The organism is Enterobacter sp. DC4 (genome assembly GCF_000568095.1).
In the GTDB taxonomy this organism is placed as follows: Bacteria; Pseudomonadota; Gammaproteobacteria; order Enterobacterales; family Enterobacteriaceae; genus Enterobacter; species Enterobacter pseudoroggenkampii.
The window spans coordinates 24,132-47,331 of sequence record NZ_AZUB01000008.1; the positions used below are offsets into that span (position 1 = coordinate 24,132).

The following is a 23,200-nucleotide window of genomic DNA, read 5'->3' on the forward strand; positions in this document are numbered from 1 at the left end:
TCACGCCGTTTTTGTCTCTACTCCCCATGTGGCGCAGGCTGATCTATCACCCGGAAGTTAACTACGCACTGCGACAAACGCTGGTGTTGTGTCTTCCCGTGGCCATAGGCTTGATCCTCGGACATCTTCAGCAAGGTCTGCTGTTTTCCCTCGTACCTGCCTGCTGCAACATCGCCGGTCTGGACACGCCGCATAAGCGCTTTTTCAAACGCCTGATTATCGGCGGCTGCCTGTTTGCGGGCTGTAGCCTCGCCGTACAGCTTTTACTGGCTCGGGATATCCCGCTGCCGCTGATCCTGACCGTGCTGGCGATGACCCTCGGCGTCACGGCGGAAATCAGTTCTCTGCACGCCCGCCTGCTTCCCGCTTCGCTGATTGCGGCCATTTTCACGCTGAGCCTCGCCGGGAATATGCCGGTGTGGGAGCCGCTGCTGATCTACGCCCTGGGGACATTATGGTACGGCCTGTTCAACTGGTTCTGGTTCTGGCTGTGGCGGGAGCAGCCGCTGCGTGAATCCCTGAGCCTGCTCTATGTGCAGCTTGCGGATTACTGCGAAGCCAAATACACCCTGCTGACCCAGCATACCGATCCGGAAAAATCCTTACCGCCCCTGCTGACGCGCCAGCAGAAGGTGGTGGATCTGATAAGCCAGTGCTATCAGCAGCTGCATATGCTCGCCGCCAACAAGAACCACGAGTACAAACGGCTGCTGCGCACCTTCCAGGTCGGGCTGGATCTGCAGGAGCATATCTCCGTGAGCCTGCACCACCCGCAGGAGGTGCAAAAGCTGGTCGAGCGCAGTCACGCCGAAGCGGTGATCCGCTGGAACGCGCAGACGGTGTCCGCACGCCTGCGCGTGCTGGCCGATGATATTCTCTATCACCGCTACCCGACGCGCTTTAACATGGATAAGCAGCTGGGCGCGCTGGAGAAAATCGCTCGTCAGCATCCGGATAATCCGGTCGGCCAGTTTGCCGCCTGGCACTTCAGCCGTATCGCCCGCGTGTTGCGCACCCAGCGCCCGCTTTATCCCCGCGACCTGATGGCGGATAAGCAGAAACGGCTGCCGCTATTGCCCGCGCTCAAAAGCTATCTTTCTCTTAAATCGTCCGCCCTGCGCAACGCCGCACGAATTAGCGTGATGCTCAGTACCGCCAGCCTGATGGGCATGGCGCTGCATCTGCCGAAACCCTACTGGATATTAATGACCGTGCTGTTTGTCACTCAGAACGGCTACGGCGCCACGCGGGTGCGTATTCTGCATCGGGCGGGCGGCACCATGGCCGGGCTGATCATCGCGGGCGTGACGCTGCACTTCCACGTGCCGGAAGGCTATACCCTGGCAGGCATGCTGGCGATCACGCTGGTAAGCTACCTGATTATCCGCAAAAACTACGGCTGGGCGATGGTGGGCTTTACGGTGACGGCGGTATATACCCTGCAGCTGCTCACGCTCAATGGCGAACAGTTTATTGTCGCCAGGCTGATTGATACCCTGATCGGCTGCCTGATTGCTTTTGGCGGCATGGTCTGGCTGTGGCCGCAGTGGCAAAGTGGACTGCTGCGCCAGAACGCCCACGACGCGCTGGAAGCCGACCAGCAGGCCATTCGCCTGATCCTGAGCGACGACCCGCAGCCGTCGCCGCTGGCTTATCAGCGCATGAAGGTCAACCAGGCGCACAACGCCCTGTTCAACTCACTCAACCAGGCAATGCAGGAGCCGGGCTTTAATTCGCACTATCTGGCAGACATGAAGCTCTGGGTGACGCACAGCCAGTTTATCGTCGAGCACATTAACGCCATGACCACGCTGGCGCGCGAGCACACGATGCTGACGCCGGATCTGGCGCAGCGCTATTTGCAGTCGTGTGAAATTGCGTTGCAACGGTGTCAGCAGCGTCTGGAATATGACTCGCCGGGTGAGTCGGGAGATTCGAACATTCTGGAAGCGCCGGAAACGTTAACCCACGGGCCAATGAGCACCCTGGAGCAGCATTTGCAGCGCGTACTGGGGCATCTGAACACCATGCACACCATTTCGTCGGTGGCATGGCGTCAGCGTCCGCATCACGGGATTTGGCTAACCCGCAGGTTGAAGCGGACGGCGTATTAACCTTTTACGATCTTCGCGACCGCGGCGGCAAAGCGGGTTAATCCTTCTTCGATGTCTTTGTCTTCCACCACCAGCGAAGGTGCGAAACGCATTACGTCCGGCCCGGCGTTGAGCACCATCACCCCTTCGCGAGCGGCGGCGTGCAGGAAGTCGCGCGCGCGGCCCTTATACTGCGGCTTCAGCTCGGCACCAATCAATAACCCCATCCCGCGGATCTCGCTGAACACATCGTACTGCTCGTCAATCTTTTGCAGATGTTTTACGAACAGCTCGCGCTTCGCGCTAACGCCGTTCAACACTTCCGGCGTATTGATAATGTCGAACGCGGCACCCGCCACGGCGCTCGCCAGCGGGTTACCGCCGTAGGTAGAACCGTGAGAGCCAACGTGGAACGCGGAGGCGATCTCCTGCGTCGTCAGTACCGCACTCACCGGGAAACCGCCGCCGAGCGCTTTAGCACTGGTCAGAATATCCGGCGTCACGCCGTAGTGCATATACGCGAACAGATCGCCGGTACGTCCCATTCCGCACTGCACTTCATCAAAGACCAGCAGCGCCTGATGTTCGTCGCACAGTTCGCGCAGCCCTTTCAGGAATTCCGGGGTTGCCGCCGTCACGCCGCCTTCACCCTGGATCGGCTCAACGACTACCGCGCAGGTATGGTCGTCCATCACCGCTTTCACCGCGTGCAGATCGTTAAACGGCACGTGGACGATATCAGCCGGTTTCGGGCCAAACCCGTCGGAATACTTCGGCTGGCCGCCAACGGAGACGGTAAAGAAGGAGCGTCCGTGGAAGGCATTGTGGAAGGCGATGATTTTGGTTTTGTACGGGCTGTGACGCGTTGTCGCGTAGTAGCGCGCCAGCTTAAAGGCGGTTTCGTTGGCTTCGGTGCCGGAGTTCATAAATAGCACGCGCTCGGCGAAGGTGGCATCGATGATCTTACGTCCCAGGCGCAGCGCCGGTTCGTTGGTGAACACGTTGCTGGTGTGCCACAGGGTTTCGCCCTGGGTTTTTAGCGCCTCAACCAGCGCGGGATGGCAATGACCCAGCGCCGTGACCGCAATACCGCCCGCGAAATCCACATACTCTTTACCCTGCTGATCCCAGACGCGGCTGCCCTTTCCCTTCACCGGGATAAACTCAGCCGGTGCATAAATCGGCAGGATCACTTCATCAAATGTCGCGCGGGTAATTGCTGGTTGTTCAGTTGCCATGTCATGCCCATCCATTTTATGTCACATTGATTGTGAAAATATAATCACAAAATATGCATAAAAAATCACAACAAGGCAACAGTTATTCAGCGATGGAGGAAATTTGCCAGCAGCGCATGGCCCTGCTCGCTGAGGATGCTTTCCGGGTGAAACTGCACGCCTTCGAGGTCCCATTCGCGGTGACGAATCCCCATGATCTCCTGCGTATCGCTCCGGGCGGTGACCTCAAAGCAGTCGGGCAGCGTCGACGGGTCAATGACCAGGGAATGGTAGCGCGTCACGGTTAACGGATTATTGAGCCCCGTGAACACTCCGGTGCCCGTGTGGGTGACCGGCGAGGTTTTACCGTGCATCACTTTGGCGGCGCGCACGATGGTGGCACCAAACGCCTGGGCAATCGCCTGATGGCCCAGACAGACGCCCAGGATCGGCAGCCTGCCGGCATAGTGCTGGATCACATCCAGAGAAATACCCGACTCCGAGGGCGTACACGGCCCGGGAGAAATCACGATTTTCTGTGGAGCCAGCGTCTCGATATCGGCGAGATCGATCTCGTCGTTGCGACGAACAACCACCTCGGCACCCAGTTCGCAAAAATACTGGTAAAGGTTCCAGGTGAAGGAATCGTAGTTATCAATCAGCAGAATCATGGCGGCTCCCGAAAAAAATGCCGCCCTATTCTACTCAGATTCCCGCGCTTCGCTCACTACTTTGGCAAAGATAGCGTTTAGCGCGGATAAATCACCCGTTGCGCCGCTGCGGTTAGCCGCCACCCACTGCTCGGGATCGATATCGCGCCAGTCCAGCGCGTAGCCCGCGTGGAGCGCCAGCTGCTCGAAGAAAACGCGTTGGGCAATACCGTTGCCGCGCATGAAGGGATGCAGCATGTTGATTTCGCAGTAATAGTGGCTAACCCGGTCAACAAACGCCGCTTTCTCAAGACCCACAAGATATTTTTCGCTTTCCAGCGCCGCCATCAGCTCGTTACCCATCTTTTCGATGTATTCGAAATGGCAGAAGGGAATGTCACCCTTGAAAATATCGTCGGTACGGAGTTCGCCTGCCCGCTTCATCTCGCTGCGGTACAGATGACGATGAATAAGGCACAGATGGGGCAACCCAGGCGCGGAAGGCCCAAGCTCCAGCGTCTCAATGTGGGGTTCTGAGGGACCATTACCTTTTTCAAGGAGACAACTGGCCTGTAAATTGACGTTACGCTGCTGTTCCCAGAGACGGGATTTTTGCTTGTCGGTGAGTTTTTTCACTTAACGCCTCCCTGAATAGTCCGTTTGCCACAAGTATAAGCAGCAAAACGCGCTTTCGCAGGGAGGGTGACATCACGCGGGCAGGAGAGCCCGCGTTCAGAAGAATTACGGCAGAACTTTTGCGGAGAGGATAACCACCGGTTTTGACGGCACATTCTGATACGGACCGACGTCGTGAGTAGGCACTTGAGAAATCTTGTCAGCCACGTCCATCCCTTTCACGATTTTACCGAACACCGCATAGCCGAAGTCACGCTGACCGTGGTCGAGGAAGGCGTTATCCGCCACGTTGAGGAAGAACTGGCTGGTCGCGCTATCTTTGTCTGCGGTACGCGCCATGGAGATGGTGCCGCGCTTGTTCAGCAGGCCGTTGTCCGCTTCGTTTTTAATAGGCAGGTTCGGCTGCTTCTGCTGCATCTGCTCGTTGAAACCGCCGCCCTGCACCATAAAGCCTGGGATCACGCGGTGGAAGGTGGTGTTGTTATAGAAACCACTGTTCACGTAGTCGAGGAAGTTTTTCACAGAAACCGGAGCTTTCTGGCTATTCAGTTCCAGCTCAATGTTCCCGGCGGAGGTGGTCAGCAGAACGTGAGGGTCCCCTTTGGCTGCCAGCGCAGCAGGGGAAACGGCAGAAAGAGCAAACACAGCTGCGACAGCCGCCAGTGTTGATTTGAGCATGAGAATTCCTTAACAAAGCGCAGTATAAAAAGCGAATGGCTTGATTCTAAAGAGCAGTATGAACGGAGACCAGCCTTTTACCTAATTTTACGAAATTGAAACAGTTGTAACCACGCAAACGGTTGGCTTTAGCACCATTTTGTGTGATCAGGATCACACAAAAACATGCAATGAAGTTCTAATTTCTCTTAAAAGATATGAATAGATCACTTTAATGTCTAAAATCTGCCCGCTCTCAGCGCCCCCTGGGCGCTTTTCTTTTTCTGAACAGGCCAGACATGACTAACAGCAATCGCATCAAGCTCACATGGATCAGCTTCTTCTCCTACGCCCTGACCGGCGCGTTGGTGATCGTCACCGGGATGGTGATGGGAAATATCGCAGACTACTTCCAGCTGCCCGTTTCCAGCATGAGTAATACCTTCACCTTCCTCAACGCAGGGATCCTGATCTCTATTTTCCTGAATGCCTGGCTGATGGAAATCGTGCCGCTGAAAACCCAGCTGCGTTTTGGCTTTGTGCTGATGGTCGCCGCCGTGGCGGGCCTGATGCTAAGCCACAGCATCGCGCTGTTCTCCGCCGCGATGTTCGTGCTTGGTCTGGTCAGCGGGATCACCATGTCGATCGGTACGTTCCTGATTACCCATATGTATGAAGGCCGCCAGCGCGGTGCACGCCTGCTGTTTACCGACTCCTTCTTCAGCATGGCCGGAATGATTTTCCCGATGGTCGCGGCCGTTCTGCTGGCGCGCAGCATTGAGTGGTACTGGGTCTATGCCTGCATTGGGTTGGTCTACGTTGCCATCTTCATTCTGACCTTCGGCTGCGAGTTCCCGGTGCTGGGCAAGAAAGCGCAAACCACCGCAGAACCCGTCGCGAAAGAGAAGTGGGGCATCGGCGTGCTGTTCCTCTCCATCGCCGCCCTGTGCTATATCCTGGGCCAGCTGGGCTTTATCTCCTGGGTACCGGAATACGCCAAAGGTCTGGGCATGAGCCTGAACGATGCGGGTAAACTGGTGAGCGATTTCTGGATGTCTTACATGTTCGGCATGTGGGCGTTTAGCTTCATCCTGCGCTTCTTCGACCTGCAGCGCATTCTGACCGTGCTGGCAGGCCTGGCGACCGTGCTGATGTACCTGTTCATCAACGGTTCACCAGAACATATGCCGTGGTTCATTCTGACCCTGGGCTTCTTCTCCAGCGCCATTTATACCTCGATCATCACCCTGGGCTCCCTGCAGACCAAAGTGGCCTCGCCGAAGCTGGTTAACTTCGTTCTGACCTGCGGCACCATCGGCACCATGCTGACCTTCGTGGTGACGGGCCCGATCGTTGCCCACAGCGGCCCGCTGGCCGCGCTGCATACCGCGAACGGTCTGTACGCCGTGGTGTTCATCATGTGCTTCATCCTGGGCTTTGTGACCCGCCACCGCCAGCACAACGCGGCAGCGGCATCGCACTAAACCCTGCGCCCCTTTGCATTACGCAGAGGGGCTGTTTCTGGCGAAACTCACCTCTTCTCCCCCGACGTCCGTCTGGATCCAGGTCTGCGCCAGCTGCGTCGTAGCGATCACGCGTCCCTGACGAATCGACCAGCGCACCGGCACCTGGCAGCGCACCGCTTCAAACCCGCTCTCCGCAGGCAAAATAATCAGGTTTGCCGGGTTTCCCGTTTCAATACCGTAATCGCTCAGGCCAAAGGTCCGGGCGCTGTTATGGGTGATCAGGTTCAGGCCGCTGTCGATTTGCGGATAGCCCATCATCTGACAGACGTGCAGCCCCATATGCAGCACCTGCAGCATGTTGCCGGTACCGAGCGGGTACCACGGGTCGAAGACGTCGTCGTGACCGAAGCAGACGTTAATGCCCGCCTCCTGCAGCTCTTTCACCCGGGTGATGCCGCGACGCTTCGGATAGTCATCAAAGCGCCCCTGCAGGTGGATGTTGACCAACGGGTTCGCGACGAAGTTAATCCCCGACATTTTCAGCAGACGGAAAAGCCGCGAGGTGTAAGCGCCGTTGTAGGAGTGCATGGCGGTGGTGTGGCTGGCCGTCACGCGCGGCCCAATACCGGCCTCATACGCCAGCGCGGCCACCGTCTCGACAAACCGAGACTGTTCATCGTCGATTTCGTCGCAGTGAATATCCAGCGGACGGTCATACTTCTTCGCCAGCTCGAACGCGATGTGCAGCGACTGGACGCCATACTCGCGGGTGAACTCGAAGTGTGGGATCGCCCCCACCACGTCGGCCCCCAGCTTTAACGCCTCTTCCAGCAGGGCCGCGCCGTTCGGGTAAGAGAGAATACCTTCCTGCGGAAACGCGACGATTTGCAGCGTTACCCACGGCGCCACCTCCTGCTTCACCTCCAGCATCGCCTTCAGGGCGGTGAGCGTCGGGTCGGAGACATCCACATGGGTGCGAACAAACTGGATGCCGTTGGCAATTTGCCACTTCAGCGTTTTCCATGCGCGCGCTTTAACGTCCTCGTGGCTGAGCAACGCCTTGCGCTCGGCCCAGCGCTCGATGCCTTCGAACAGCGTGCCGGACTGGTTCCAGTTCGGCTCACCCGCCGTCTGGGTGGTATCAAGATGGATATGCGGCTCAATGAAAGGCGGGATAGCCAGCCCACCGCGCGCATTCAGTACTTCATAACTTTCGGCATGGGTGTCGTCCATCGGGGTGATGTCACCAAATCGCCCGTTCTCAATAGCGAGCTGCCACAGCCCTTCCCGACCCGGTAAACGAACATTCTGAACAAGCCATAACGGTGCTGTAGACATACCTTTCCCCTAAAAAACGCCGCTGATATTCAGGCGTATCGTTTTTTGCAAAATCGCCCCTGAGTTGTACACAAATTCAACGAACACGAAAAGCCTTCGATTTCCACTACTTATAAAAATCCTGACAAATCAGTCATATACCACCTAAGGAGTAGGCGAAGACGTATTTGATTTGCATCAATAAGCGCCTCTGCTGAATCGTTAAGGTAGGCAATAATAGAAAAGAAATCGAGGCAATAATGAGCAAAGTCAGACTCGCTATCATCGGTAACGGCATGGTCGGCCACCGCTTTATCGAGGATCTTCTCGATAAGGCCGATGCTGAGCAGTTCGATATTACCGTGTTCTGTGAAGAACCCCGCAAGGCGTACGACCGTGTGCACCTCTCTTCCTACTTCTCCCATCATACCGCCGAAGAGCTCTCTCTGGTGCGCGAAGGTTTCTACGAGAAGCATGGCGTAAAAGTGCTGGTGGGCGAACGCGCTATCACCATCAACCGTCAGGAAAAAGTGATCCACTCCAGCGCCGGGCGTACGGTTTTTTACGACAAGCTGATCATGGCGACGGGCTCCTATCCGTGGATCCCGCCGATTAAAGGCTCGGAAACGCAGGATTGCTTCGTCTACCGTACCATTGAAGATCTCAACGCCATCGAATCCTGCGCACGCCGCAGCAAGCGCGGTGCGGTGGTCGGCGGCGGTCTGCTGGGCCTGGAAGCGGCTGGCGCGCTGAAAAACCTCGGCGTTGAAACCCACGTCATCGAATTTGCCCCGATGCTGATGGCCGAACAGCTGGACCACATGGGCGGTGACCAGCTGCGTCGTAAAATCGAAAGCATGGGCGTGAAGGTTCACACCAGCAAGAACACCAAAGAGATCGTTCAGGAAGGGACTGAAGCGCGCAAAACCATGCGCTTTGCCGACGGCAGCGAGCTGGAAGTCGACTTCATCGTCTTCTCCACCGGTATTCGTCCGCGCGACAAGCTGGCGACCCAGTGCGGTCTGGCCGTGGCGCAGCGCGGCGGGATCATGATTAACGACGCCTGCCAGACCTCCGATCCGGATATCTACGCCATCGGCGAATGTGCGAGCTGGAACAACCGCGTATACGGTCTGGTGGCGCCGGGCTACAAAATGGCGCAGGTCGCCGTGGACCATATCCTCGGCAGCGAAAACGCGTTTACTGGCGCAGACATGAGCGCCAAGCTGAAGCTGCTGGGCGTGGACGTGGGCGGTATTGGCGATGCGCACGGCCGCACCCCGAACTCCCGCAGCTATGTCTATCTCGACGAAAGCAAAGAGGTCTACAAACGTCTTATCGTCAGCCAGGATAATAAAACCCTGCTCGGCGCGGTGCTGGTGGGCGACACCAGCGACTTCGGCAACCTGCTCCAGCTGGTGCTGAACGCCATCGAGCTGCCGGAAAACCCGGACGCGCTGATCCTCCCGGCGCACGCCTCCAGCGGCAAGCCGTCTATCGGCGTGGATAAACTGCCGGACAGCGCGCAGATTTGCTCCTGCTTCGACGTCACTAAAGGCATGCTGATCTCTGCCATCAACAAAGGGTGCCACACCGTTGCGGCGCTGAAAGCGGAAACCAAAGCCGGTACCGGCTGCGGCGGCTGTATTCCGCTGGTCACTCAGGTGCTGAACGCCGAACTGGCGAAACAGGGCATCGAAGTGAACAACAACCTGTGCGAGCACTTCGCGTATTCTCGCCAGGAGCTGTACCACCTGATCCGCGTGGAAGGCATTAAGTCCTTCGACGAGCTGCTGGCTAAGCACGGCCAGGGCTACGGCTGTGAAGTGTGTAAACCGACCGTCGGCTCCCTGCTGGCCTCCTGCTGGAACGAGTACGTGCTCAAGCCGGAGCACACGCCGCTGCAGGACACCAACGACAACTTCCTGGCCAACATTCAGAAAGACGGCACCTACTCCGTTATCCCACGTTCCGCCGGTGGCGAAATCACGCCGGAAGGGCTGGTCGCGGTGGGCCGTATCGCACGTGAATTTAACCTTTACACCAAAATTACCGGCTCCCAGCGTATCGGCCTGTTCGGCGCGCAGAAGGACGACCTGCCGGAAATCTGGCGTCAGTTGATTGAAGCGGGCTTCGAAACCGGCCACGCGTACGCCAAAGCGCTGCGCATGGCGAAAACCTGCGTGGGCAGCACCTGGTGTCGCTACGGCGTGGGCGATAGCGTGGGCTTCGGCGTGGAGCTGGAAAACCGTTACAAAGGCATCCGTACCCCGCACAAAATGAAGTTTGGCGTCTCTGGCTGCACCCGCGAATGTGCGGAAGCGCAGGGTAAAGACGTGGGTATTATTGCCACCGAGAAAGGCTGGAACCTGTATGTGTGCGGCAACGGCGGGATGAAACCGCGCCATGCGGACCTGCTAGCGGCGGATCTCGATCGCGACACGCTGATTCAGTATCTCGACCGCTTCATGATGTTCTACATCCGTACCGCCGATAAGCTGACCCGTACCGCCTCCTGGCTCGATAACCTCGAGGGCGGCATCGACTATCTGAAATCGGTCATCATCGACGACAAGCTGGGCCTGAACGAACATCTGGAAGCGGAGATGGCGCGCCTGCGCGAGGCGGTGATCTGCGAGTGGACGGAAACCGTCAACACCCCGGCGGCACAGACGCGCTTCAAACACTTTATCAACAGCACCCAGCGCGACCCGAACGTACAGGTTGTGCCGGAGCGCGAACAGCATCGTCCGGCGACGCCGTATGAACGTATTCCGGTCACGCTGGTGGAGGAAAACGCATGAGTCAGTGGGTAAACATCTGCAATATTAACGACATTCTCCCCGCCACCGGCGTCTGTGCGCTGCTGGGCAATGAGCAGGTGGCGATTTTCCGCCCTCGTCACGATGAACAGGTCTTTGCTATCAGCAATATCGACCCGTTCTTCGAGGCTAGCGTGCTCTCCCGCGGACTGATTGCCGAGCACCAGGGTGAACTGTGGGTCGCCAGCCCGTTGAAAAAGCAGCGTTTCCGCTTAAGCGACGGGTATTGCATGGAAGATGAGAGCCGCTCTGTGAAGCACTACGACGTCCGCGTGAAGGACGGTAAAGTGCAGCTGAAAGGCTAATCCCCCGCCCTTTTAGGGATAACGGCAGGAAAGTCGTATGTTCTGTACGATCCCTGCTGTTATCCTGACGTCAATTCTTACCCCCTCCATGAATGCTGCGAGGTAACGTCGTGGATCACCTGCCGATTTTTTGTCAATTACGCAACCGCGACTGCCTGCTCGTGGGCGGCGGCGACGTGGCTGAACGCAAAGCGCGCCTGCTGTTAGAAGCTGGCGCCCGACTGACCGTTAACGCCCTTTCCTTCGCCCCCCAGTTTGAGGTCTGGGCGCAGGAAGGGATGCTCACGCTGGAACAGGGTGCGTTTAATGAATCCCTGCTGGCTACCTGCTGGCTGACCATTGCCGCGACGGATAACGATGAAGTGAACCAGCGCGTGAGCGATGCCTGCGAAGCGCGCCGTATCTTCTGCAACGTGGTGGATGCGCCGAAAGAGGCCAGCTTTATCATGCCATCGATTATCGACCGCTCGCCGCTGATGATTGCGGTATCGTCCGGGGGACGTTCACCGGTTCTCGCGCGTCTGCTGCGTGAAAAACTGGAAGCCCTGTTGCCCCAGCATCTTGGTCAGATTGCGCATTATGCCGGGCAACTCCGCTCCCGCGTGAAGCAAACCTTCTCGACAGTGGGCGAGCGCCGTCGCTTCTGGGAAAAATTCTTTGTGAACGACAGGCTGGCGCAGTCGCTGGCGAATCAGGACGTGAAGGCGGTTGAAGAGACAACGACGCAGTTACTCTCCGAACCCCTGGATCATCGAGGCGAAGTGGTGCTGGTGGGCGCAGGTCCCGGCGATGCGGGTCTGCTGACGTTAAAAGGACTACAGCAGATCCAGCAGGCGGATATCGTGGTGTACGACCGTCTGGTTTCTGATGACATCATGAATCTGGTCCGTCGCGATGCCGACCGCGTCTTCGTGGGCAAACGGGCGGGCTACCACTGCGTGCCGCAGGAGGAGATTAACCAGATCCTGCTGCGCGAGGCGCAGAAAGGTAAACGCGTAGTGCGCCTTAAGGGCGGCGATCCGTTTATCTTTGGTCGCGGCGGCGAGGAGCTGGAAACCCTGTGCGACGCGGGCATTCCGTTCTCCGTCGTGCCGGGTATTACGGCAGCATCCGGCTGCTCAGCGTACTCTGGCATTCCGCTGACCCACCGGGATTACGCCCAGAGCGTGCGTCTGGTGACGGGCCACCTGAAGACCGGCAGCGAGCTGGACTGGCATAATCTGGCCGCCGAAAAGCAGACGCTGGTGTTCTACATGGGGCTGAACCAGGCCGCCACGATCCAGGCGAAGCTGCTGGAGCACGGCATGAAGGCAGATATGCCGGTCGCGCTGGTGGAAAACGGTACGTCCATCAAGCAACGCGTGGTGAATGGTGTACTGACGCAGCTCGGTGAGCTGGCGCAGCAGGTTGAAAGTCCTGCGCTGATTGTGGTGGGCCGTGTGGTTGAACTGCGCGACAGGCTGAACTGGTTCTCGAATCACTAACGCATACTCTTCCTTTCCGGAGTAGTCCTTAAGCGGACTACTCCCCTCTTACCGCTGTCGATAACATACCGCCCCGAAGTGGAACTTTTCCCTTTATTCCATTGAGTTACATCCAATTTTCGTTTTTAAGACAAGGAATGCGTATGTTCAAACTGGCAAAAGCCGCCGTTCTGGTTGGCCTGTTATCGACTCTGACGGCCTGCACCGGTCACGTACAGAACACCAAAAATAACTGTAGCTATGATTACCTGCTGCACCCGGCGATCTCCATTTCGAAGATCATCGGTGGTTGCGGCCCGGCGGCGCAGCAGTAAACGTTTTACAGGCGTAAAAAAACCGGGATGTCCCGGTTTTTTAGTTTTGGAGAGTGTGTTTTTTGTCGGGTGGCGGCTTTGCCTTACCCGACCTACACGATCCTGTAGGCCGGGTAAGCGTTAGCGCCACCCGGCAAGCAGACTCAAGGCTTCGCAACAAACCCAATAGCGTTGTATACCGCTTTCAGGGTTTCGGACGCGCGCGCGCTGGCTTTTTCCGCGCCCTCTTTCATCACCTTCTGCAGGAAGGCTTCGTCATTGCGATAGCGGTTATAGCGCTCCTGAAGCTCGGTCAGCATGCCGGAAACGGCGTCTGCCACTTCACCTTTCAGGTGGCCGTACATCTTGCCTTCGAAGTGCTGTTCCAGCTCAGGAATGCTCTGGCCGGTCACGCCGGAGAGGATATCCAGCAGGTTGGAGACGCCCGCTTTGTTCTGCACGTCGTAGCGCACAACAGGCGGCTCGTCGGAGTCGGTGACCGCGCGCTTGAGCTTTTTGACGACGGATTTCGGATCTTCCAGCAGGCCGATAACGTTGTTGCGGTTATCGTCAGACTTGGACATCTTTTTGGTCGGCTCCAGCAGCGACATCACGCGCGCACCGGATTTTGGAATAAACGGCTCTGGCACTTTGAACACATCGCCATAGATCGCGTTAAAGCGCTGGGCGATATCGCGGCTCAGCTCCAGATGCTGCTTCTGGTCTTCACCCACCGGGACCTGGTTGGTTTGATACAGCAGGATGTCCGCCGCCATCAGCACCGGATAGTCAAACAGACCGGCGTTGATGTTTTCAGAGTAGCGCGCGGATTTATCCTTGAACTGGGTCATACGGCTCAGCTCGCCGAAATAGGTGTAGCAGTTCAGCGCCCAGCCCAGCTGCGCGTGCTCCGGCACGTGAGACTGAACGAAGATGGTGCTTTTCTCAGGATCGATGCCGCAGGCCAGATACAGCGCCAGGGTGTCCAGCGTGGCTTTACGCAGTTTCTCAGGATCCTGACGCGCGGTAATCGCATGGAGGTCGACGATGCAGTAGATGCAATGGTAGTCATCCTGCATGCTGACCCACTGACGTAACGCACCCATGTAGTTACCAATGGTCAATTCACCTGAAGGCTGTGCGCCACTAAAAACGATGGGCTTAGTCATTATTCAATTCCTGATGTTCACTGTGCGAAAGCCCGAGTGCGGGCAACAAATCTTTGAAGTGGTCGAAGACCACATCCGGCTCACTTAGCGTGATGGCCTCACCGTAGTTGTAGCCATAGGTTAATCCGACGGAAGGACACCCTGCCGCTCGGGCAGCCAGAATATCATTGCGCGAATCCCCGACAAAGAGCAGCTCCGCGGGCGTTAAGGATAATTTTCCTGCCACCAGCAGTAGCGGTTCCGGATGCGGCTTTTTGTTCTGCACGTCATCGCCGCCCACAATCACGGAGAAATACTTCGCGATATCGAGCGCTTCCAGCAGAGGCGCAACGAACGGGGTTGGCTTGTTGGTCACCAGCCCCAACGGGATGCCCTTAGCGTGCAGCGCGTTCAGCGTTTCCTGAACGTCCGGGAACAGGAAACTGCCCTCCTCGACGGTCTCTTCGTAGAAACGATCGAACAGTTTGCGCAGAATACGCAGCTGCTCATCCTTAGGAATGTCAGCGTGATCGACGCTCGGTTTACCCTGCGCGGAACGCTGCGACGCGCGCTCCTGGCGAGCCCACGTCAACGCACGCTCCATCAGAACATCGGCGCCGTTGCCAATCCACGTTACCACGCGTTCTTCACCTGCAACGGGCAGCTCAAGTGCGTACAGCGCCTGATCTACGGCGCTCGTTAAGCCCGGCGCGCTGTCGACCAGCGTACCGTCGAGGTCGAATGCCACACCCCGAATAACCTGTAATTTATCCATGACTTACCTTCGCCAGCTCGCGGCGCATTTCATCAATGACTTTTTTGTAATCCGGTTGGTCGAAAATGGCTGAACCGGCAACAAACATATCCGCGCCCGCTGCCGCAATTTCACCAATGTTATTCACTTTCACACCGCCGTCCACTTCCAGACGAATATCGTAGCCTGACTCGTCAATACGACGGCGAACTTCACGCAGCTTATCCAGCGTGTGGGGGATAAACGACTGGCCGCCAAAGCCCGGGTTAACGGACATCAGCAGGATCACGTCCAGCTTGTCCATGACATAGTCGAGATAGCTCAGCGGCGTGGCCGGGTTAAACACCAGACCCGCTTTACAGCCGTTCTCTTTGATCAGCTGCAGCGTGCGGTCGACGTGTTCAGAGGCTTCCGGATGGAAGGTGATGATGCTGGCACCCGCCGCGGCGAAGTCAGGCACGATGCGGTCAACAGGCTTCACCATCAGGTGAACGTCGATCGGCGCGGTAATGCCATAGTTACGCAATGCCTTGAGCACCATTGGACCAATGGTCAGATTCGGAACGTAGTGGTTATCCATCACGTCGAAATGGACGACATCTGCGCCAGCCGCGAGAGCTTTGGCGGTATCTTCACCCAGACGGGCAAAATCGGCCGACAGAATTGAGGGAGCAATCAAAAACTGTTTCATCCGCTTCTCCTTGAAATGTGTTTACCGGCGGGCAAAACGGCTCAGGGGCGATAAAGAGCCAGAAGTTCGTCCACCTTTTTACGTGTGCCGCCGTTGCTGCTAATGCTACGCCGCACTTTGACCTGAAAATGCTTCGCGGCTTTGTACCATTCGCGCGTATCAGGGGTATCGTGATTCGAAATTAACACCGGAATTCTTTTGCTGACCAGCTTTTCCGCCATCTCAGCCAGACGAGCCTGTTCGGCCGGGCTGAAGCTATTGGTGTGATAGGCGGTGAAGTTCGCCGTCGCAGACAGCGGCGCGTAAGGCGGGTCACAGTAAACCACCGAGTTTACGCCTGCCAGTTCCATACACTCTTCATAGGAGAGGCAATGAAACTCTGCGTTCTGCGCTTTTTCGGCAAAGTGATACAGCTCGTCCTGCGGAAAATACGGGCGCTTATAGCGGCCAAAAGGCACGTTAAATTCCCCGCGCAGGTTATACCGGCACAGGCCGTTGTAACCATGTCGGTTGAGGTAGAGAAACAGCAGGGCTCTGCGGAACGGGTCCTGGCTCTGGTTAAACTCCGCGCGGTACTGGTAGTAAACGTCCGGGTTATTGTTCTCGGACGTAAACAGTTTGCGTGCCTCGGCGACATACTCATCGGTACGCAGCTTAACGATGTTATAGAGGCTGATAAGGTCGCTGTTGATATCCGCCAGGATATAACGAGAAAAATCGGTGTTGAGGAACACCGATCCTGCACCCACGAAAGGTTCGATAAGACACTCGCCTTTAGGCAGGTGCTTTTTAATATCATCGAGCAGGGGGTATTTCCCCCCTGCCCATTTCAGAAAAGCGCGATTTTTTTTCATGCTGACTAACTGATTACACCTTCTCCAGCTGTGGAGAAAGCTCCGACAGCATCCTGCGCTTTAAACATTACTTCAGATCGGCCTGAACCTGATGAATCGGCTTCGCCCATGGGTTTTTCGCCTGAACATCAGCTGGCAGCGCCGCTACGGCACGTTTTGCTTCATCTTTGGACGAATAAACACCGCTCACCAGCACATACCACGGCTGACCGTTACGGGTCGTCTGATAAACAACGTAGTTTTTCAGATTTGATTTCTTCGCCCAGCTGTTGAGGTTGTCATAGTTAGACGAACTGCTCAGCTGTAGCGTGTAGTTGCTGGATGGCGCAGACTTCAGCGAGCCAACGTTACCTGCAGTTTTACCTGCTGCGCTGCTGGAGGCTGTTGCCGTGGCTGCTGGAGCCGTTGCTGCAGGCGCAGCTGTGGCAGCCGGTGCCGTGGTGGTCGCCGTGGCTTTCGGCGCAGTCTGCGTGACGGGCGCTTTAGCCGGCTCGCTCACCGCGGCCGTTTCGGTATGTTTCGGCTGGGCCGGAACAGCTTTCACTTCAGGCGCTTTAACAACTGCCTGAGGTTTGGTTTCACGCTTAGGCTCAATCACCGCCTGCTTGCGTTCAGGACGTGTCGCAGTCTGTGCCTGGCGCGGCTTGGTTTCCGTCGCGGCCGCTTGCGGCTGAGCGTTACCACCGCGAACCGGGGCAACGGTTGCAGGTTCAGTTGGCAGCGTAGAGTTAACCACGACGTTATCAACCTGCTGCTGGTTCTGCGGCTGCGTCAGCGCATTGTTCAGGTCTCCCTGAACTTCTACGCGCTGCTGGCCTTCAGGCGTAGCAGGTGACTGACCCTGAGCAGGGGTTGAAGAAACAGGCGGAAGAGAAACATCCTGCGGCGCTGTGGTGTTCCCTGCGGTCTGCTCTGCGGAAGTGGTACCCGGAGCAGGCTGCGCACCATTCGCCTGATTGGACGCATCGTTACCGGACAGGTTGATGCTCTTCTCAGCGGAAGCAGTTTGCTCGGTTGAGTTCGTTGATGGTGCTTTAAGCGCGGAGCCAATGCCGACAATCAGCAGCACAAGCACCAGAACGCCAAGGCCCATCATGATGTACTGGCGGGAAGCCGGTTTTGGCGCAGCGGCTTTTTTACGTTTACGCGGGCGACGCTCTACAGGCTGTTCGTCCATTGAATCTTCTTCGGACTCATAATCCTCTTCTTCTCGCTCCTCGTGCGCGTTGCGGCTGCGCGAAGGGCGACGATCGTCTGCATCCAGATCAACATCGTCAAAGTTGATCTGCGGCTCGTTATCACGTTCTGAAGATTGACGAGAACGACCAGTACGACGATCGCTGGGATCGGGTTTCAGCTCGTCTTCTGGTTTGAATTCATCCATTTAACACCCCACTCAAAGGCTTATGCCAACGACTTTGCATTTCACCTGAAGCTAAACGACCACCTGCGACAGTGGCCTGACCTTTCTAGTTGTTACGCCTGCTGACAGTCAGCGATAGCGCCAAGAACGACATCGTGCGGCACTCCGCCGCGCACTTCACTCTTCCCTATTGCAAGCGGGAGTACAAGACGCATCTCGCCTGCCAATACTTTTTTATCGCGCATCATGTGGGGTAAATACGCTTGCGCCGACATCTCCTGCGGCCCGGTCACCGGCAAACCTGCACGCTCAAGCAGCGCAATGATGCGTGCCGTCTCTTCCGGCTTGAACTGCCCGAGACGTTCGGAGGTGCGAGCCGCCATCACCATGCCGGCCGCGACGGCTTCACCGTGCAGCCAGTTACCGTAGCCCATTTCGGCTTCAATCGCGTGACCAAACGTATGCCCAAGATTCAGTAAAGCACGTAAGCCCGTTTCACGCTCGTCTGCGGCAACAACTTCTGCTTTCAGCTCACAGCAACGACGAATGCAGTATGCCAGTTTAGCCTCATCCAGGCCCAGCAGCGCATCCATATTCTCTTCAAGCCAGCTAAAGAACTCGCCATCCAGAATAATGCCGTATTTGATCACTTCCGCCAGACCAGAAGCCAGCTCACGCTTCGGCAGCGTTTTCAGACAGTCGAGATCCACCACCACCGATGCGGGCTGGTAGAAGGCGCCAATCATGTTTTTACCGAGCGGATGGTTGACTGCCGTTTTGCCACCGACAGAGGAGTCGACCTGGGACAGCAACGTGGTCGGGATTTGAATAAAACGGACGCCACGTTGATAGCTTGCGGCCGCAAAACCGGTCAGATCGCCAACAACACCGCCGCCCAGGGCAAGCAGTGTTGTATCGCGACCGTGTGGTTTTTGCAGCAATGCGGTAAAGACGGTATCCAGTACCGTCAGGCTTTTATACTGCTCGCCATCGGGGAGAATCACACTGTCGACTTTTACGCCCGCCTGCTCAAGCAGGTGGCGTACGCGGTCGAGATAAAGCGGAGCCAGCGTCTCATTGGTGACCAGCATCGCCTGATCACCCGCTTTCAGTGGTAAAAAGGAAGCTGGGTCGTTAAACAAACCAGCCGCGATGGTGATAGGGTAACTACGTTCCCCGAGAGTAACTGTAATCCTCTCCATGACGCGACATCCACCTTTAATGCTTTTACCCGCAGGCGAGTGTATATAAAGCCAGAATCAGTTGCTTTCCAGCATATGAATAATCTGGTTTGCAACCACTTTAGCGCTCTGGTCGTCAGTACGAATGGTCACATCGGCAATCTCTTCATACAGCGGATTGCGTTCATCGGCCAACGCTTCCAGAACTTCGCGTGGTGGCGTTTCAACCTGCAGCAGCGGGCGCTTTTTATCGCGCTGCGTACGTGCCAGCTGTTTCTCGATAGTCGTCTCAAGATAGACCACTACGCCACGGGCGGAGAGACGGTTGCGGGTTTCGCGAGATTTCACAGAGCCGCCGCCTGTTGCCAGAACGATGCCCTGTTTTTCCGTGAGTTCGTTGATCACTTTTTCTTCTCGGTCACGGAAACCTTCTTCGCCTTCTACGTCGAAAACCCAGCCCACATCAGCTCCGGTTCGTTTCTCAATCTCTTGATCAGAATCGTAAAATTCCATATTGAGTTGTTGAGCTAACTGACGCCCAATAGTGCTTTTGCCGGCACCCATAGGCCCAACCAGAAAGATATTGCGTTTCTCTGCCATTTTATCGGTACTACTAAGACTATTCGTTAATGGTAATCCCCGCTGCGCAGACACCCGGCGTAGCAGGACATGAACTGAAACCTCATATGCAATAGAGCGAGAGTCAGACTAAAAATTATCTCAATACTCCGGCTTGTTTGGCAACTGATTAAATCACCGCGCCGGGCGCATAAGGTAATAAGACGTAAGTCCAACTCAAATCGGTACTCCTTGTATGCTAATTCATGCCCCACGTCAAACATCTGCAACAAACTGAATGCAAATTCATTGCGGGGATCGTTACCCGTCAGCGAATACCGACCAGACGTGGTGTAATAAACACCACTAACTCCCGCCGTTCGTTGTCTTTCCCGTCATGGCGAAAAAGCTGACCAAGCCAGGGGATTTTTCTCAGCCCCGGCACGCTGTCACTGCCGGTTTTGTTCTTCTGCGAAAAAATTCCGCCCAACGCCAGCGTTTCTCCACTTTTTACCTCCACCTGGGTTTCTATCTCCTGTTTGTCGATCGCCAGCGTTTCGCCGTCAGCCTGCTGCAGAACCTGTCCCGGCATATTTTCGCTGATGTGCAATTTCAGGCGCACGCGCCCTCCCGGTAACACCACCGGCGTGACCTCCATCCCTAATACCGCTTCCTTAAACTCAACGGAGGTGGCGCCGCTTTCACCGCTTGAGACCTGATACGGGATCTCACTCCCCTGCTTGATACTGGCCGGCTGCATATGCGAGGCCAGCAGCCGCGGGCTGGCGATGATATCGACCTGCTGTTTTTGCTCCAGCGCAGAGAGCTCCAGATCCAGCAGCCGACCATTGATCCGTCCGATGTTAAAACCCACGTGGCTGGTGGCGCTGGCGACGGAAAGATCGCTGCCAAGCGTGGTGAGCTGGCCAACCTTGCCCGCGTCGGTGGCGTCGGCGAGATTCCACTTCACTCCCAGCTCGCGCAGGCTTTTTTCATTAATGGTCACAATGTGCGCCGCCAGCTCGACCTGTTCGACGGGAATATCCATCTGAGCGGCCCAGCGCTGCAGCGTCTCCACCACCGTCTGGTTATCCCGGATCAGCAGGCGGTTGGTGCGTTTGTCGACAGATAAACTCCCCTTCGGGCTCAGGAGTTTTTCCGCGGCTTTTTGCAGCTCTCCGGCATCGGCATAGGAAAAAGGGATAGTGTGAGACACCAGCGGCGCATCAAGCTGTCGACGCGCCCGCTCCTGTTCTGAACGTTCCTGCTGTTCACGCTGCCAGGCGGCGGTATGCACGTAAAAAATGCCCGCGTCCTCGCGCAGGACAAGTCCGGCACTGGAGACTACCGTCCGTAACGCCTGCCGCCAGGGGACGTGCGTCAGGTTGAGCGAAATCGTGCCGTTGACATCAGGCGAGACCACCAGATTACGGTTCTCATTTGCGACCAAGGCCTGTAACACCTGGACCACAGGAACGTCATCCACCACCAGCGTGACCGGTTTTGGCGCGGCGGCCCACAGCGGATGGCTGAACGCCAGCAGCCACAGCATTATCCGTAAATTCATTCTTATCCGTTCCTTCTCGTTGCCACGTCCATTTTTCTGGTTCACATGTGTCACCCACATCAACAACCAGTTCCGTTGCATTGATGGCTGTTATCGTCCAGCCTGCCGGGAAGCGCTCATGCGTTTTCAGCCGGTACCAGCGCTTTTGCCCATCCTGTAAAATGCCGATAGCCTGCTGTCCTCCCACCATGCCGCGATAGTGCCACTGCGCCAGCTCGCCAATGGCGCAGGGATCGTCCGGCGGGTGAAATGGATCGCGCATGCCGGTCAATAGCAGCGCTGAGCAAACCAGCAAATATCGCGCGCTATTTCGCATGTGCCAGCTCCAGCCACAGGCGCAACGCCGTACCTTGTGGCGAAATCGCAAAAGCGGCGATCTGCACATCCCGCTGCGCCAGCCGGGAAAAAAGCGCCGGAAGCGCCTGCCACTCAACCTCCAGCATCAGCTCCCCTCCGTTCTGCAGCGGCTTCCAGTGAATCAGCGTCGTGTTATCACCCTGAAAATCGAGCGGGGAAAAAGATATCAATTCCCGTGATTCCGGCGTTTCAGGACGAAACGGCACCTTTCTGACGGCAGGCCATAACGCTGCGTTAGCTCTCGTGTCCTGAATCAGCTGGCGCTGTCGTTCAGCACACTGCCTGTCTACCGGTCTGAGCAAGGTGCCCCACGCGGCCAGTCCTGCCAGGAGACTCCCCAGACACCAGAAGAGCACCCGATACCAGGGACGGCTTTCGCACCAGCGTTCTAACAGGGTATCCACGCGTTACCCCTCGCTTTTAAGCTGAAGCGTGAACATCCAGCGCCCCTGGCTGTCCCGCCGAAGCTCACCCGCCGTCCCGGGCGTAAAACCCGCTATTTGGCCAAGCGCATCGCGCAGAGCAGACAGGGCCGGCAGGGTTATGGCATACCCGCTCAGCATCAGAGCAGGAGGCTGATAGCGCAGCTCTGTCAGCCAGACCTGTGCCGGAATGGTGCGGGAAAGGGCTTCCAGCACCGGTTGCCATGCACGTCGTTGAATTTCCTGCGCTGGCAGCTGCGCCTGTGAGGCGAGTCTCTGCCGGGAGAGAAGCACATGCTGCACGGCCTGCATGCCCGTCAGATCCGTTTGCAGCGCGTGCAGCCTCATAAGAGGGTTCATCCGCAGACAGAAAATGGCCATGAAGATTAACAGTACGGTACCGACACACATTGCGCCCCAGAAACGCAGGCATCGCGCGCGTCGCTGCTGACGCCAGGGCAGAAAGTTCATGATGCTCATCCGGGCACCTCGCTCATGGCCAGCGCCAGCGCAACGGTATAATCAGCGCCGCAGTCCGGCAGCGGGGCATGGCAGCGCTCAAGGATTTCCCACGGGTCACGTCGGCAATCAAACAGCGCGATGTCATCCGGACCAAGCGCCAGCAGCGCCGACAGCTCAGCCACATTGTCTGCTTCTGTGGTAAAGCGTCGTCCCCACTGGTGGCGCATCGCCCAGAGCCACTGCCGATCATCCCGCCAGGCGATGCACGTCGCTGGTGTCACCGCAGGAAGAAGATTCGCCAGAGCGCTGGCATCCGGCGTAATGGTCATCAGCCGCAAACGCAGCGTCTTCGCCAGCGCCAGAAGGGTGTCGACCTCGTTGTTTTGTGCGGCTGTCACCTGAAAGGTATTGCTGAACGTATCCTGCACGTAATCGAAACAGAGCGTATCGGCAGACATCTCCAGTTCGCGGGCGAGCGCGGCGCCAAGCCATGAGAGCTGCTCGCTGTCGCGCAGCGCAACGGTCGGGCGGGCAAGCGACCGCTGCAGGGTGCGGGCTGTCGGGAAAGAGAGGAACGCCCGGTGGTAGTGCGGCAGCGTTTTTCGCCAGTCGCGTAACGCATCAACCAGCTGTTCTGGCTGATAAATTTTGCCGTCACGAATAATGCCTTCAGCCAGCGGGATTGCCCACCAGCGCCGCAAACACCAGCCGGACTTCTCCCGGGCCAGTGCGACGATCAGTACCCTATCCTGTTGAATATGAATGCCCGTTTGCCATGTTTTGAAAGCCATGCTTCACGATCTCCTTATCGCCCGTCACCCTGACGGCTATATCAATGAATCAGGCTTGCCTTTATACTACCGCGCGATTGTTTAGAAACTGCCCAAGTGAAACCAAATGGGA

Annotated in this window: 23 protein-coding genes; 6 read left to right on the forward strand and 17 right to left on the reverse strand. The window is 56.9% G+C overall.

Annotation, left to right across the window (positions count from 1 at the left end):
* The first annotated feature begins 26 nt into the window (after nucleotides 1-26).
* On the forward strand, nucleotides 27-2,114 hold the full coding sequence (locus P349_RS04780) for a YccS/YhfK family putative transporter (protein WP_032648358.1): 2,088 nt from the start codon (nucleotides 27-29) through the stop codon (nucleotides 2,112-2,114).
* On the opposite strand, the gene argD is transcribed toward P349_RS04780, so the two are convergent.
* The 4 genes from argD to ppiA all read right to left on the reverse strand — a co-directional run bounded on the left by argD (nucleotide 2,111) and on the right by ppiA (nucleotide 5,274).
* Entirely contained in the window at nucleotides 2,111-3,331 is a 1,221-nt protein-coding gene (argD, locus tag P349_RS04775) for a bifunctional acetylornithine/succinyldiaminopimelate transaminase (RefSeq protein ID WP_193745676.1), read from the reverse strand. The genes P349_RS04780 and argD overlap by 4 nt on opposite strands.
* 86 nt (nucleotides 3,332-3,417) lie before the next feature.
* The gene (pabA, locus tag P349_RS04770; protein ID WP_032648354.1) at nucleotides 3,418-3,981 is read right to left on the reverse strand and encodes an aminodeoxychorismate synthase component 2; all 564 of its coding nucleotides are present in this window, start codon (nucleotides 3,979-3,981) and stop codon (nucleotides 3,418-3,420) included.
* Between the two features lie 30 nt (nucleotides 3,982-4,011).
* A complete protein-coding gene (locus P349_RS04765; RefSeq protein ID WP_024907930.1) occupies nucleotides 4,012-4,596 on the reverse strand; it encodes a putative adenosine monophosphate-protein transferase Fic in 585 nt (194 codons plus the stop codon).
* 105 nt (nucleotides 4,597-4,701) lie between these two features.
* Nucleotides 4,702-5,274 (reverse strand): peptidylprolyl isomerase A, encoded by a 573-nt coding sequence (gene ppiA / locus P349_RS04760; protein WP_032648352.1) that lies wholly within the window; start codon nucleotides 5,272-5,274, stop codon nucleotides 4,702-4,704.
* Between the two features lie 278 nt (nucleotides 5,275-5,552).
* Here ppiA and tsgA point away from each other — a divergent pair, with 278 nt between their 5' ends.
* Nucleotides 5,553-6,737, forward strand: coding sequence for an MFS transporter TsgA (tsgA, locus tag P349_RS04755; protein ID WP_021242206.1), 1,185 nt, complete (start codon nucleotides 5,553-5,555; stop codon nucleotides 6,735-6,737).
* Between the two features lie 18 nt (nucleotides 6,738-6,755).
* Here the strand turns inward: tsgA and P349_RS04750 are convergent, their stop codons facing one another.
* Nucleotides 6,756-8,057: a cytosine deaminase gene (locus P349_RS04750; RefSeq protein ID WP_032648350.1), complete on the reverse strand. Its 1,302-nt coding sequence runs from the start codon at nucleotides 8,055-8,057 to the stop codon at nucleotides 6,756-6,758.
* Between the two features lie 239 nt (nucleotides 8,058-8,296).
* On the opposite strand from P349_RS04750, the gene nirB reads away from it, so the two are divergent.
* The 4 genes from nirB (at nucleotide 8,297) to P349_RS04730 (ending at nucleotide 12,961) form a co-directional block, all read left to right on the forward strand.
* A complete protein-coding gene (nirB, locus tag P349_RS04745) occupies nucleotides 8,297-10,840 on the forward strand; it encodes a nitrite reductase large subunit NirB (RefSeq protein ID WP_032648349.1) in 2,544 nt (847 codons plus the stop codon).
* A complete protein-coding gene (gene nirD / locus P349_RS04740; protein ID WP_032648347.1) occupies nucleotides 10,837-11,163 on the forward strand; it encodes a nitrite reductase small subunit NirD in 327 nt (108 codons plus the stop codon). Before nirB ends, nirD begins: the two co-directional genes overlap by 4 nt.
* A gap of 110 nt (nucleotides 11,164-11,273) precedes the next feature.
* Nucleotides 11,274-12,647, forward strand: a complete 1,374-nt coding sequence (cysG, locus tag P349_RS04735) for a siroheme synthase CysG (protein ID WP_032648346.1) — start codon at nucleotides 11,274-11,276, stop codon at nucleotides 12,645-12,647.
* A 143-nt stretch (nucleotides 12,648-12,790) separates the two neighbouring features.
* Nucleotides 12,791-12,961 (forward strand): YhfL family protein, encoded by a 171-nt coding sequence (locus tag P349_RS04730; RefSeq protein ID WP_008503029.1) that lies wholly within the window; start codon nucleotides 12,791-12,793, stop codon nucleotides 12,959-12,961.
* Nucleotides 12,962-13,104: 143 nt separating this feature from the next.
* On the opposite strand, the gene trpS is transcribed toward P349_RS04730, so the two are convergent.
* The 12 genes from trpS to P349_RS04675 form a co-directional block, all read right to left on the reverse strand.
* Nucleotides 13,105-14,109, reverse strand: coding sequence for a tryptophan--tRNA ligase (gene trpS, locus P349_RS04725; protein ID WP_032648344.1), 1,005 nt, complete (start codon nucleotides 14,107-14,109; stop codon nucleotides 13,105-13,107).
* Nucleotides 14,102-14,863, reverse strand: coding sequence for a phosphoglycolate phosphatase (gph, locus tag P349_RS04720; protein ID WP_032648341.1), 762 nt, complete (start codon nucleotides 14,861-14,863; stop codon nucleotides 14,102-14,104). The genes trpS and gph overlap by 8 nt, the downstream gene beginning before the upstream one ends.
* Nucleotides 14,856-15,533 carry a ribulose-phosphate 3-epimerase gene (gene rpe, locus P349_RS04715; RefSeq protein ID WP_024907923.1) on the reverse strand — a complete coding sequence of 226 codons (678 nt, stop codon included), beginning with the start codon at nucleotides 15,531-15,533 and terminating at the stop codon, nucleotides 14,856-14,858. Before rpe ends, gph begins: the two co-directional genes overlap by 8 nt.
* Nucleotides 15,534-15,574: 41 nt before the next feature.
* The gene (dam, locus tag P349_RS04710) at nucleotides 15,575-16,387 is read right to left on the reverse strand and encodes an adenine-specific DNA-methyltransferase (protein WP_032648339.1); all 813 of its coding nucleotides are present in this window, start codon (nucleotides 16,385-16,387) and stop codon (nucleotides 15,575-15,577) included.
* Between the two features lie 67 nt (nucleotides 16,388-16,454).
* Entirely contained in the window at nucleotides 16,455-17,771 is a 1,317-nt protein-coding gene (gene damX, locus P349_RS04705) for a cell division protein DamX (protein WP_032648337.1), read from the reverse strand.
* 92 nt (nucleotides 17,772-17,863) lie between these two features.
* Nucleotides 17,864-18,952, reverse strand: coding sequence for a 3-dehydroquinate synthase (aroB, locus tag P349_RS04700; protein WP_024907920.1), 1,089 nt, complete (start codon nucleotides 18,950-18,952; stop codon nucleotides 17,864-17,866).
* A 57-nt stretch (nucleotides 18,953-19,009) separates the two neighbouring features.
* Nucleotides 19,010-19,531 (reverse strand): shikimate kinase AroK, encoded by a 522-nt coding sequence (aroK, locus tag P349_RS04695; RefSeq protein ID WP_003861630.1) that lies wholly within the window; start codon nucleotides 19,529-19,531, stop codon nucleotides 19,010-19,012.
* Between the two features lie 286 nt (nucleotides 19,532-19,817).
* On the reverse strand, nucleotides 19,818-21,056 hold the full coding sequence (gene hofQ / locus P349_RS04690) for a DNA uptake porin HofQ (RefSeq protein ID WP_032648335.1): 1,239 nt from the start codon (nucleotides 21,054-21,056) through the stop codon (nucleotides 19,818-19,820).
* Nucleotides 20,968-21,372, reverse strand: coding sequence for a HofP DNA utilization family protein (locus tag P349_RS0124600; protein WP_032645261.1), 405 nt, complete (start codon nucleotides 21,370-21,372; stop codon nucleotides 20,968-20,970). The genes hofQ and P349_RS0124600 overlap by 89 nt, the downstream gene beginning before the upstream one ends.
* The gene (locus tag P349_RS04685) at nucleotides 21,362-21,817 is read right to left on the reverse strand and encodes a HofO family protein (RefSeq protein WP_032648333.1); all 456 of its coding nucleotides are present in this window, start codon (nucleotides 21,815-21,817) and stop codon (nucleotides 21,362-21,364) included. The genes P349_RS0124600 and P349_RS04685 overlap by 11 nt, the downstream gene beginning before the upstream one ends.
* A gap of 3 nt (nucleotides 21,818-21,820) precedes the next feature.
* Nucleotides 21,821-22,315 carry a PilN domain-containing protein gene (locus tag P349_RS04680; protein ID WP_032648332.1) on the reverse strand — a complete coding sequence of 165 codons (495 nt, stop codon included), beginning with the start codon at nucleotides 22,313-22,315 and terminating at the stop codon, nucleotides 21,821-21,823.
* Nucleotides 22,312-23,088, reverse strand: a complete 777-nt coding sequence (locus P349_RS04675) for a pilus assembly protein PilM (RefSeq protein ID WP_032648330.1) — start codon at nucleotides 23,086-23,088, stop codon at nucleotides 22,312-22,314. Before P349_RS04675 ends, P349_RS04680 begins: the two co-directional genes overlap by 4 nt.
* Nucleotides 23,089-23,200: the final 112 nt, after the last annotated feature.